The sequence below is a fragment of the Celeribacter sp. genome (assembly GCF_048270365.1).
Lineage (GTDB): Bacteria > Pseudomonadota > Alphaproteobacteria > Rhodobacterales > Rhodobacteraceae > Celeribacter.
Genome location: NZ_JBLWTA010000013.1, coordinates 91783 through 104618, shown reverse-complemented (window position 1 = coordinate 104618; position 12836 = coordinate 91783). Strand labels below are relative to the sequence as shown.

Sequence of the window (12836 nt, the reverse complement as noted above, 5' to 3'; positions counted from 1 at the left end):
GTGAAAATCCTCCGGCCCTCCCTGCAAAGACAGTGAGAGCAAAAGTGGACGACTTTTGCGCCGCCCGCCCCGGCAAAATACCGGCGCTACCGTGGCCTAATTTGCAACCGCCCTATACAGAGCGGTCATGCTTCGGGATGAATGTCCTTTTGACGAAGACAACTTCTACTCGGCGTAGTTCGTTGGAGGACCTCTTAATATCGTCGGTCGATCGCCGCAGATCGATCCGTGATCTGACATGCCCGGACTGCGGCGTAAATTTGAACCGTTTTTCATGAATAACACCTATTCAAGAACATTTTTCATATGTTAGGAACGGATTTCATGGACGCAATGCTCTGCAGCAAAAATTCACGCCAAGGGAACGAAATTCATGCCATCGGACCAACAGGTACTTTTTTCGGGCCCGAGAACCGTTTTTCAGGAGCGTCGCCTTCCTGAGACCGCCACCTTGGCAGGCTACAGCGCACTGATCGACGCCTACAGATTATCTGTGCCACTGCCCCGCAAACTTTCGGCAACCGGGAACCATCACCGGGTCGTTGAGGATGAGGTTTGGCGCATCCTGACGCCGCGCCACGCCCCGAGTGCAGACCTGGATGGCCACCTCACCTTCGCTCTCAAATATGAAGGGCTTGACCTTGCTGTCCTCGCGAAGCTGTTCGCGGCCACCGGGCCTGACGGCATTGTTGACATCGTGCGCAAAAAGCCGACCGGCAGCTACGCAAGGCGCATCTGGTTTCTGTTTGAATGGCTAACGGGAAGCCGACTGAATCTGCCAGATGCAGAGGGCGGTCGCTACGTGCCTGTCGTTGATCCCGACCAACAGTTCGCGACGGAAGGGGAAAACGCTCCCCGATATCGCGTTAAAAATAATCTGCCGGGAACCAGAGACTTCTGCCCGCTGGTCTTTCGCACGCAAAAGCTAGACGAGTTCATCGCGATGGACCTGGCGAGTCGAGCCCGCGCGGTCATCGCCGACGTCCCCCGGGACTTGCTCGCGCGCACGGCTGCTTTCCTTCTACTCAAAGACTCACGTTCCAGCTACGCGATCGAAGGCGAGCGTCCACCACAAGACCGAATTCAGCGTTGGGGCCGTGCGATCGGCGAGGCCGGTCGCCAGCCGCTCGACCGCGATGAACTGCTACGACTGCAACGGATCGTCATAGGTGATGCCCGGTTCATCAAGCTGGGTTTCCGCGACGAGGGCGGTTTTGTTGGCGAGCATGACCGCGAAACAAGGATGCCGCTGCCTGATCATATAAGTGCCCGGCATGAAGATCTTCCGTCCCTGACTGACGGGATGATCGCTTTTGATCACTATGCGTCTCGGCACTCTGACCCGATCGTGTCCGCTGCAATCCTCGCATTCGGTTTTGTCTACATACACCCGTTTGAAGACGGTAACGGCCGGTTGCACCGTTACCTGATCCACCATGTTCTGGCGGAACGCGGCTTCAACCCACCAGGGGTGGTCTTTCCGGTGTCCGCCGCGATCCTAGAACGCATAGATGAGTATAGAACGGTTCTTGAGAGCTATTCAGCACGACTGCTGCCGCTCATCGAGTGGGAGCCGACGGAAAAATTCAACGTTCGGGTCTTGAACGACACAGGCGATTTCTACCGCTTCTTCGACGCGACCCCACACGCAGAATTCCTCTATTCATGCGTCCAAAAGACAATCGACGAAGACCTGCCGTCCGAGACGGCATTCCTTCGAAACTACGATGCATTCCGCAGCCAGGTCGAAGCCATTGTTGATATGCCTGACCGCACCATCGATCTGTTGTTTCGCTTCCTTCAACAGAACGGAGGCGCCCTGTCGCGTCGCGCCCGAACCAATGAGTTCAAGGCATTGACCGACGACGAAACGGCGCGGATCGAGCACGTCTTTGCAGAAACAATGATTTAGATCGAGGTGTCCTTGCATGCACTTGTCACGGATTTTGATTGAGAACTTCCGGAACTTTTGAAAACTGGGCGTTGCTCTCGATGGGAACGTCGTTGTGGTTGGCGAAAACTGTCCGTCGTCAGAGTTTTTCGGAGAGCGCGAGGTTTCTCGTAGCGAGGGTCCCGGTTCGGTTTCCGTTTTAGGTTATGCGGCAGCGCTCTGATGCTGCAAGCGGCGTTTCCTGATGGTCTGCTTCTTGATCTCCTCTCTCATGGACAGGATCTGCGCGCCGCGGCCGTGGTAGACGTCGGCGGGCGTCAGGTTGCCCAGGCTCTCGTGGTAACGCCGGTTGTTGTAGTAGTCGACGAAGGCTTCGATCTGCCGCTCCAGTTTGCCAGGCAGGTAGTAATTCTCCAGCAGGATGCGGTTCTTCATGGTCTGATGCCAACGCTCGATCTTGCCCTGGGTCTGTGGATGGTGGGACGCGACGATGTAGCGGCTGTAGTCGTCGAGGATCGTGATGAGATAGAACCAGCCCCAGCCGATCACCTTGAGGTAGGTGAAGTCGGTCTGCCAGAGCTCGTTGGGCCGGGTGGTCTTGTCTCGGAACTCGTCCGCGGCGCGGATGACGACATGCGCCGGCGCGGTGATCAGATCGGCAGCCTTGAGAATGCGGTAAGCCGATGATTCCGATACGAAGTAGTGCTTCTCGTCGGTGTATTTGACCGCCAGTTCTCGTGCTGTCAGGTCCTCGTGATCCAAGGCGAACTCGACCACGCCCTCGCGGATCTCGTCTGGAATGCGGTTCCACACCGATTTCGGCTGCGGCGACCGGTCGGCCAGCGCATCGAGTCCGCCTTCGACCCAGCGGGCATACCACTGGCAATAAGTGCTGCTGGGAATGCCGATCATGGCCAAGGTCCGCTTCACCGGCAGGTGCGATGCTTCGACCGTGCGGATGATCTCGAGCTTCTCAGGCGCAGGATACCTCATTCCTCGTTGCCCCCATCCCCGATCATGCTTTTTTTCAGAAGTCGGTTCTCGAGCGTCAGTTCGGCGACCACTTCCTTGAGGGCGGCGGCCTCCGAGCGGAGTTCCTTGACCTCGGGCGCCGTCGCCTGGCGGGCCGTGTCGCCGGCCAGGCGTTTCTTGCCGGCCTCCAGAAATTCCTTGGACCAGGTGTAGTACAGGCTCTCGGCGATCCCCTCGCGGCGGCACACCGCAGTGATGCTCTCCTCGCCACGGAGACCCGCCAGCACAATGCGGATCTTCTCCTCGGCCGAGTAGTGCTTGCGAGTCTTGCGCTTGATCCCCCTGACCAGCTTGTCAGCGGAATCCTTCGATGTTCCGGGTGTCTTGTTCATCTTCGCTCCTTGGCTGCTTCGATGAACCAGAACCCTCCGTTGCTCAAACCCCTAAATCTCTCCGCAGGGTGCTGACGTCAGACAGGCGAAAACAAGGTCGGCAAGAGCAACCTGATTGAGGGGTAGATTCCGGTAGGGGGCACGACCGTATCACAAGGCCCTGAGGCCCCCTACCGAAATCTACCCCTCAATGGGCTCCCAGTTCTCCCTAATGACATTCGGTTTCGCCTCGGGTTCGCGCGATCCACGCTGCCACTGAACGGAAAGATCGGAGCGGGCATCGGCGGCCTATCCAGCCTGACCACCCACCACTGTGAACGCGTCCGAAAAATGCGGCATCCCTCGGACACTGGCTTCAGACCCGAACCGCTGTCACTCCTCAAAACGAGGAGTAGCCAGACCGCTGGAGCGATCTGGCCGATAGCTTAGGCGGCGTCTTTGGGACCCCAGGGGATGACGGCCGACCACTAGCTCATAGAGACACGCAGCAGATAGATTCCCCGTTGAACGCTGATCTGGATCAGCATGGAAGCGGCTGACCTCGGCGATACTCCTAAATTGCACCGATGCGGAGTTGCGTGGCCCTCGGAATCCTGGCCCGCGACACATGCGGTCTTCGCCTCGTCGAGGCGAGAGAATTTTCCACGTACACAAGACACTTAGGAGAACACCATGGCGAAGGGCAAAAGCCGTCGCAGCCGAGAAGACAAGAAACCGAAGCAGAAGAAGGCTGAACCGGCGCCGGCGCCGTCCTTCAGCAAGGGCCTGACGATCGACACAAAGCCGAAGGGGAAAAAGGCCTGACCCGGCTCGTCTTGCGTGATCGCCTGGGCCTGGGCGCAGAACATGCATCCAAGCGGCAAGTCGGCAAAATTGCCCACTTGCCGACAGGATTCTAGCATGAGGGCCTGGGCGCTACCTCAACTCAACCTCCGCGGCACCCGCACCTCACCCTGGAAGAGCGTCGCGCCGGTGCGCGCGGAGCTTTTCGGTATCGAAAGGCTGGAGCAACACGCCGCCAGCCTGGCGGAGGTGCAGCGTATCTGCGCCTCTTCACCGCGTGTCGCATCACTGCGCCAGCGACTGGACGACAATGCGACGGCTCTGAGGGCCACTCGCAAGGCCTGTCTCTCAGAGTTGGCGTCGGGAAAACCTATTGTCCCCGCCGCCCAATGGCTGGTGGACAATTTTCACAGGGTCGAGGCGCAGGTGCGCGACTGCCGTACGGATTTGCCGCCCAGCTACTACAAGCTTCTGCCGAAACTTGCCCAAGGGCCGTTTCACGGTTATCCGCGTGTGTTCGAATTGATCTGGGCCTATGTCGCCCATACGGACAGCCATCTCGACGCCCCCGCACTGTCCCGCTTTCTGCGCGCCTATCAGCAGGTCCAGCCCCTAACGATAGGAGAGCTCTGGGCGGTTCCGATAACGCTCCGCCTAGTCCTTCTGGAAAACCTGCGGCGGCTGGCCGACCAGATCACCTTCGGTCACAGGATGCGCCTGTCGGCGGATGCCCTTGCGGATCGGCTCCTGGAGGCCGGCCAGACCGGGATCGGGATGCCTGCAGATATTGGCGCGTCCGAGCCACTTTCTGAGATCTTTGCCGCGCAGTTGGCAAAACGGCTACGTGATTGCGACCCTGTCACAACACCGGCCATCGGCTGGCTGGAGGATCGGCTGGCAAAGCAGGGGTCGAATGTCGACCTGGCGGTCCGGCATGCACAGGAGCGTCAGGGCGCCTCGAACGTCACGGTTCGAAACGTCATCACCAGCCTGCGCACGATCGCTGAGACGGACTGGCCAGAGCTCTTTGAAAGTGTCAGCCTGGTCGATGCGAAGCTGCGGGAGCATCCGGGATTTTCGGCGATGGATTTCGCCAGCCGCAACCTCTATCGCGATGCCCTCGAGGATCTCGCTCGTCACAGTGACTACAGCGAATTGGATCTGGCCGAGCAGGTGCTGGCGACGGCGGTGGCTGCGCCGGAAGCGGATGGCGACCGGATTTCCGAGCCGGAAATCCTGCGGAGAAGCGATCCGGGCTGGCATCTCCTCGCCGAGGGTCGGGAGGCGTTCGAACGCCAGATCGGCTATCAATATAGGGGATGGCATCGCCCGCAGTTCCGGCCTGGTCTCGCAGGATACCTTGGCAGCATTCTTTGTGTCACTCTTGGGCTGCTCGCGCTGAGCGCATGGAGTCTGGTGGCTCTTTCCGGCCCATCCGCGTCATGGACCATGCTTGCGCTCTGGCTCCTCGCAGCGGTCATCCCGGCCAGCGCCGTCGCTCAACTTATCGTTGATCGCATGGCGGCCTGGGCCGTACCTGCCACGGCACTGCCGGGACTGGCGCTTGAGAGCGGCGTGCCGTCTTCGCTGCGCACGCTCGTGGTTGTGCCGACAATGCTGACAAATGGCGCAGAGCTGACCGAACAACTCGAAGGGCTGGAAGTCCATTATCTGTCCGGCGCCCAAGGAGACGTGACTTTTGCAATCCTGACCGACGGGCTGGACGCCCCCGGACAGGACATGCCGGAGGATGCGCCACTTGTCGCGTTGATCGACGTCGAGGTTGCCCGACTGAACCAGGTCTACGTCGCGGGTCCCGCCGGTGCCCGCTTTCTGCACCTGCATCGTGACCGCCGTTACAACGCCGCCGAACAGATTTGGATGGGATGGGAGCGCAAACGCGGCAAGCTGCACGAGCTCAACCGTCTGTTGCGCGGTGCCGATGATACCGACTACCGCACGGCAGAGGGTCATGTGCCAGCCGTGCCCCCCGGTGTGCGCTACGTCCTGACGCTCGATTCCGACACCCGGATGCCGCGTGACGCGGCCTTGCGGCTGATCGGCAAGATGGCGCACCCGCTGAACCAGCCGATCTTCGATACGGCCCTCAGCCGGGTCAGTGCCGGTCACGCCATTCTACAGCCGAGGATCACCCCCGCCCTGACACCGGAACGGCACGGCACGGCATTTCAGCGCGCGACCTCGGGTCCGGGCGGGATGGATCCATATGCTGCTGCTGCGTCGGACGTCTATCAGGATCTCTTCGGCGAGGGCTCCTTTACCGGCAAGGGTATCTACGACGTCGATGTCTTACAGGCGGCGATGGCCGGGCGCGTGCCCGAAAACGCCCTTCTCAGCCATGACCTGCTTGAAGGCATCTTCGCCCGGGCCGGGCTCGTCTCGGACGTGGAACTGATCGAGTCCTTCCCCGACCGACAGGACCTCGCCGCGCGGCGCATCCATCGTTGGTGTCGCGGCGACTGGCAACTGCTGCCCTGGCTTGGCCGGGAAGGCGGGCTGGGCGCGCTGGGACGGGTCAAGGTGCTGGACACACTGCGCCGCTCATTGTTGGCCCCGGCCACGCTTGTCCTGTTGACACTGGGGTGGCTTCTGCCTGGCCCGGCGGCCTTGCTGGCGACGGCTCTGGCGCTGGTCGCCATGAGCCTGCCCGCTTTCCTGCACGCAGCCCTTTCCGCCGTTCCGCATCAGCGCCGCCTTCACATGGGCAACCACCTGCGCCTGATGCAGGAAGACCTGTCGCTTGCCGTACTGCAAACCGGGCTGGCGGTCAGCTTTCTCGCCGACGCCGCCTGGCGCGCGCTCGATGCCATCGCCCGCACACTCTGGCGATTGACGGTTTCACGGCGGCATCTCCTGGAATGGACCACGGCGGCCTCGGCCTCGGCCGCTCCGCGCCCCGATCTGCGGGGATTTTCCCGTGCCATGGCGCCGGGGATCCTGCTGGGACTGTCAGCCACAGGCCTGGCCGGCTTGGCCGCCCCCGGTGCGCTCCCCCTGATCCTTCCCATTGCAGCCCTCTGGCTTGCCGCGCCGCTCATCGCCTTTCGGGTCAGTCAGCCTTCCCGCGCACAACCCGACGCCGCCCTTACCCCGCAAGACGCCCAGGAATTGCGCCTGATCGCACGCAGGACATGGCACTATTTCGAGACCTTCGTCACGCCAGAAGACAGCCATCTGCCCCCCGACAACTTTCAGGAGCAGCCACACGCGATGCTTGCGCACCGCACGTCGCCCACAAATATGGGGCTTTACCTTCTGTCGACTGTCACAGCCTGCGATCTCGGCTGGATCGGCATGCGTCAGGCGGCCAGCCGGATCGCCGCGACCCTTGGCACGATGCAAGCGCTGCCGCGGGTAAAGGGGCATTTCTACAACTGGTACGACACGCGAGACGGCAGGGTTCTCGACCCGCCCTATGTCTCGTCGGTGGACAGCGGCAATCTGGCCGGCCACCTGATCGCACTGGCCAACGCCTGCGAGGACTGGGCCGCCCATTCCGGCGCGACGCCACGTCAGAGATCTCAGGGGCTGACCGATCTTCTTGACCTGGTGGAGCGTGACGCAGAGCGGTTAAAGTCCCCGCTCAGTGACTCCCGCTCCGAGGCGATTGGATCGCTGCGCGATGGCCTGAAACAGGCTGAAGTGAACTGGCCCTTCCTGCAACGCATGGCGGCCAAGGCCGAACACGCCACTCCGCCGCCGGCGGCTATGCTCCCCCATGCGCCCCGATGGCTGTCCTTGCTTCGCGACGGCTTGGCCGAAGCCGCGACAGATACCGCGTCAACCGAGGCCGACCATGCCGCTCTGGCCGCAGAATTGCATCGGCTGGGAGTGCAGGCCCGCCGGCTCGCAGTGGACATGGATTTCGGCTTCCTGCTCGACCCCGAGCGCAAGCTGCTGTCCATTGGCTACTCGGTCCATGAGAGCAGTCTCGATCCGTCCTGCTATGACCTCCTGGCCTCAGAGGCGCGTCTGGCCAGTCTCTTCGCCGTCGCCAAACAGGATCTGCCGCTGCGCCACTGGTTCCGCCTGGGGCGGACGGTCACCGCAACCCGTGGCGGCGCCGTTCTCGTCTCCTGGGCCGGCTCGATGTTCGAATACCTGATGCCTGGACTGGTGATGCGAGAACCCGAAGGCGGTCAGCTGGGTCACACCTGTCGACTGGTCGTCGAGAAACAGATCGCCTACGGACGGGCGCAAGGCGTCCCTTGGGGCATTTCGGAATCCGGCTTCAACGCACGGGATGTGGATTTCAACTACCAGTATTCCACCTTCGGTGTTCCGGGACTTGGGCTCAAGCGCGGGCTTGCCGGGGATCTGGTGATCGCGCCCTATGCAACCGGGCTGGCGGCGATGCTGGATCCCGGTGCTGCACGGCGGAACTACGACGACCTGGAGGCCATGGGTGGCCTTGGGCTCTGTGGCTTCTATGAAGCCCTCGACTTTACCCCCGACCGTGTGCTGCCGGGTCGCCGCGTTGCCGTGGTGCAAAGCTACATGGCGCATCATCAGGGGATGACCATCGTAGCCATCGCCAACGCCCTGACCGGCGGCCTGATGCGCCAGAGGTTCCACCATGAACCGATGATCCATGCCAGCGAACTGCTGCTCCAGGAACGGCTGCCGCGCGATATCGACCGCGCCTTGCCGCCGCTTGAGGACGCCAGGTCCGGCGGTCCGACGCCGTCCGAAGCGGACCGGGGCCGCCGGATTGCCGGCCCCCCGGGCGGCCCCGCGGTCACCCATCTCATGTCGAATGGACGCTACGCGGTTATGCTGACCGCCACGGGCGGGAGTTACAGCCGCTGGGGCGATATTGCGCTCACCCGCTGGCGCGAGGACGCGACCCGGGATCCGCATGGCGCCATCCTCCACATCCGGAATCTCTCGGACGGCTCTGACCAGAGGTTCGGACCTAGCGCGCCGGATACTGCCGACGCGCAGGACGTGCAGTTCTTCGAGGATCACGCGACTTTCACCGCCCGGACAGGCCAGCTCGAAACGGTGCTGGATGTTCTCGTCTCGGGCGAGGCGGATGCGGAGGTGCGACGCCTGTCGGTGACCAATGGCGGGCGCAAGCCCCGAGAACTGGATGTAACCTCCTACGTCGAATTGACGCTAGCGGATCCGGCCGCCGAACAGGCGCACCCGGCCTTCTCGCGGATGGTCGTTCAGACCGAGTTCCTGCCCGAATACGGCGCGTTGATTGCGTGGCGCAGGCGGCGCAGCCCGGAAGAACCGGAAATCTGGGTGGCGCAGTTCTCCGTGGTCGAGGGGACGACCGTCGCGCCGCTGCAATATGACAGTGATCGCAACAGCGCTTTCGGCCGCGATCATGACCAGGCCCAGCCGCGCGCCATAACCGATCCGGCGCCTCTCGCCGGAACCACGGGCACGGTGTTGGATCCGGTTTTCGCATTGCGCAACCGGCTCCTGATCGCGCCTGGGCGCACCGCACGGATCCTGGTCTGGATGGTGGCTGCCGGCAGCCGCGAAGCGCTGATGGATCTGATCGACCGGCATCACGACCGCAGCGCCTATGACCGCGCACGGACTCTGGCCTGGACCCAGGCTCAGGTGCAACTGCGCCATCTAGGCATCTCGCCGACCGAAGCCGCCGACTTCCAACGCCTCGCCGCCCCTGTCCTCTATCATGATCGCCGTTTCCGCCTGCCGTCTGCCACCTTGGTACGAGGCGCCGGACGTCAATCCGGCCTTTGGCCGCTCGCGATTTCCGGCGATTTGCCGATCGTGGTGCTGCGCATCGACGATCCCGCCGATATCGGACAGGTTCGTGCCTTGCTACAGGCCCATGAGTACTGGCTGGGAAGGCAGCTTGCGGTCGATCTGGTGATCCTCAACGAGCACCCGGCCTCCTATGTCAAGGATCTGCAGACCGCCATCGACATCGCCTTGCGCAGCAGCCATTCCCGTCCCGGCGACGACACGCGACCGGCCCGGGGCGCCGTGTTTGCGCTGCGCTCCGACCTGATCGCACCAGATACGCGGGCGCTTCTCCTGGCTGCAGCGCGGGTTGTGATGCTGGCCCGGCGCGGCATGATCGGCGAACAGCTCGACGCCCTTCTTGCCGATCCTGTTACGGCTGACACCATGATCGCAGACACGCGACAGATTGGCCCCGCCCCGCAACCCGCCAATGCGCTCCGACTGCGCGCGAACAGACGTGACAGAACCGCCCCGCAGCGGGATGAGGCCAGGCCGCTATCCGACCGCCCGCACCTCGAGTTCTACAATGGCACAGGCGGGTTCGACCGGGAGGGACGAGAATATGTCATCCGCCTTGGCCCACCAGACAGTACGCCTGCCCCATGGATCAACGTGATCGCCAATCCGGACTTCGGATTCCAGGTGTCGGCAAGCGGCAGCGGTTTTACTTGGGCCGAGAACAGCCGCGACAACCAGCTAACGCCTTGGTCCAATGATGCTGTGGCAGACCCTCCGGGCGAGGCAATCTATATCCGAGACGACGACAGCGGCGTGTTGTTTTCACCGACTGCGCACCCTCTGTCGCCTTCTGCAGGGGCCGGTCCGCACATCGTACGCCACGGCTTCGGCTACAGCCGGTTCGAGCATCGGGCGAATGGCATCGACTGCGAATTGGTACAGTTCGTGCCGCGCGCCGACCCGGTCAGGGTCTCGCGGCTGTTCCTGCGCAATACCGGGACGCACCCCCGGAGGTTGAGCGCCGTCACCTATAGCGAGCCCGTCATGGGTCAATCGCGCGCCGCCTCGGCCCCGTTCCTCGTGACCTCGCACGAGCCGGAAACCGGCGCGCTTCTCGTCCAGAATCCATGGAACACTACCTTTCCCGGCCGGGTGATGTTCGCGGCGCTCAACGCGCCTTCCGGTCCGGCCGAGGCCTGGACAGGAGATCGCACCGAATTTCTGGGCTCGGGCGGCAGCCATGCCGATCCCGCCGCACTACGCCGGGGCGCAGTCATGTCGGGGCGGGTCGGAGCGGGGCTCGATCCCTGCCTCGCGATGATGAAGACCCTGACCCTGGCCCCTGGCGAGAGCATTGAGCTCGTCCATCTTCTCGGCCAATGCGCAGACGCGGCGGCGGTCGTCCCGCTTCTGAAAAGGCTGCGGTCCGCCGATATGCAGGCCGAACTGGCCGCGGTACAGACCTATTGGGACGACACGCTGGGCGATCTCCGGATCGAGACGCCGGACCGGGCGATGGATATCATGGTCAACGGCTGGTTGCCCTATCAGGCGCTCGCCTGCCGGATCGAGGCGCGCGCGGCCTTCTACCAGGCAAGCGGCGCCTACGGGTTCCGCGACCAGCTGCAGGACAACATGGCCTTCATGCTGACGCGCCCCGACCGCACCCGCGCGCATCTGCTGCGGGTCGCCGCCCGCCAGTTCCCGGAAGGCGACGTGCAGCACTGGTGGCTGCCGCATTCCGGCCAGGGGGTACGGACGCGCATTTCCGACGATTGCGTTTGGCTCGGCCATGCTGTCGCCGCCTATGTGACGAGTACGGGCGACAGGGCGATACTGGACGAACAGGTGCCCTTCCTCGAAGGGCATCGCCTCGGAGAGACCGAGCACGACGCGTTCTTCCTGCCCGACGATGCGGGCCACGGTGCGGCGCTGTTCGATCATTGCGCCCTGGGGCTGGACCGCGCACTCAGCCTGACCGGGGAGCACGGTCTGCCGCTGATCGGCAGCGGCGACTGGAACGACGGGATGAACCGCGTCGGCGCCGCCGGCCGCGGCGAAAGCGTCTGGCTGGGCTGGCTGCTGCTGCAGACGCTCGGCGCCTTCGTGCCGCTTGCGGAAAAGCGCGATCCGGCCCGGGCACGGCGCTGGCGCGAGCAGGCCGAAACGCTGCGCCTCTCCATGGAGACCCATACCTGGGATGGGGACTGGTACCGCCGCGCAACCTTCGATGACGGAACATGGCTGGGAGCGGCCGGCTCCCCGGCCTGTTGCATCGACTCGATCCCGCAAAGCTGGGCGGTGCTGTCCGGACAGGCAGATCCCGATCGCGCGCGGCGCGCGATGGAGTCCGTCGACAGCCTTCTGGTCGATCGCGAAAACGATCTGGCGCGGCTGTTCACGCCGCCCTTCGGGATCGGTCCCGACTCGGGCTCGCAGGATCCGGGCTACATCGCCGGCTATCCGCCGGGGCTGCGCGAGAATGGCGGGCAATACAGCCATGCCGCGATGTGGGCCATTCTGGCCTGGGCGCGACTGGGGGATGGAGCGCGCGCTGCGGAGCTCTTCGCGATGCTCAATCCGATCAATCACGCCCGGTCGCCTGAGGACGTACAGCGCTACAGGACGGAACCTTATGCGGTCGCCGCCGATGTCTATTCCGTTGCCCCGCATATCGGACGCGGCGGCTGGAGCTGGTACACGGGCGCGGCCGCCTGGATGCACCGTGCGGCCATCGAAGGCATCCTCGGCGTGACCCGGGACGGAGACCGTCTGCGGATCGCCCCCACCATACCACCCGACTGGCCGGGATTTTCCATGACGCTGAGGGTGGCGTGCACGTCGTGCAGGATCCGGATCGAGAGAGCGGATTATCCGAGAGCCACGCTGGATGGCCACCCCATCACGGCCGGGCCGGTGGTGTTCCTGCCCCTCGACGGCGGGTCTCACGACCTGAACCTGACTCTCGGCCCCCTTGTGTCGACCGAGACGTCAGCCGAAATCGACAGTTCTGTGCTCCCGATCCCGCCGGATTGACCGCCTGTCTAACCGACGCCACTCAAGCGACCCGACTCCGGGTGACCGCATTGCAG

3 protein-coding genes and 1 pseudogene are annotated in these 12836 nt (G+C 63.4%); 3 read left to right on the top strand and 1 reads right to left on the bottom strand.

Annotated elements, in window-relative coordinates; genetic code table 11:
* Positions 1-373 precede the first annotated feature (373 nt).
* The gene (locus ACN0X0_RS16995) at positions 374-1912 is read left to right on the top strand and encodes a Fic family protein (protein WP_417280125.1); all 1539 of its coding nucleotides are present in this window, start codon (positions 374-376) and stop codon (positions 1910-1912) included.
* 183 nt (positions 1913-2095) lie between these two features.
* On the opposite strand, the pseudogene ACN0X0_RS16990 reads toward ACN0X0_RS16995, so the two are convergent.
* Positions 2096-3255, bottom strand: a pseudogene (locus ACN0X0_RS16990) (transposase).
* Positions 3256-3927: 672 nt separating this feature from the next.
* Between ACN0X0_RS16990 and ACN0X0_RS16985 the strand changes: the two are divergent.
* Positions 3928-4059 carry a hypothetical protein gene (locus tag ACN0X0_RS16985; RefSeq protein WP_417280124.1) on the top strand — a complete coding sequence of 44 codons (132 nt, stop codon included), beginning with the start codon at positions 3928-3930 and terminating at the stop codon, positions 4057-4059.
* 96 nt (positions 4060-4155) lie between these two features.
* Entirely contained in the window at positions 4156-12780 is an 8625-nt protein-coding gene (locus tag ACN0X0_RS16980) for a GH36-type glycosyl hydrolase domain-containing protein (RefSeq protein WP_417280123.1), read from the top strand.
* The last annotated feature ends 56 nt before the right edge of the window (positions 12781-12836 follow it).

What these genes read in the sequence shown, in the direction of transcription:
- ACN0X0_RS16985 (WP_417280124.1), top strand. Translation starts at nt 3,928, where the DNA reads ATGGCGAAGGGCAAAAGCCGTCGCAGCCGAGAAGACAAGAAACCGAAG.
- ACN0X0_RS16980 (WP_417280123.1), top strand. Translation starts at nt 4,156, where the DNA reads ATGAGGGCCTGGGCGCTACCTCAACTCAACCTCCGCGGCACCCGCACC.
- ACN0X0_RS16995 (WP_417280125.1), top strand. Translation starts at nt 374, where the DNA reads ATGCCATCGGACCAACAGGTACTTTTTTCGGGCCCGAGAACCGTTTTT.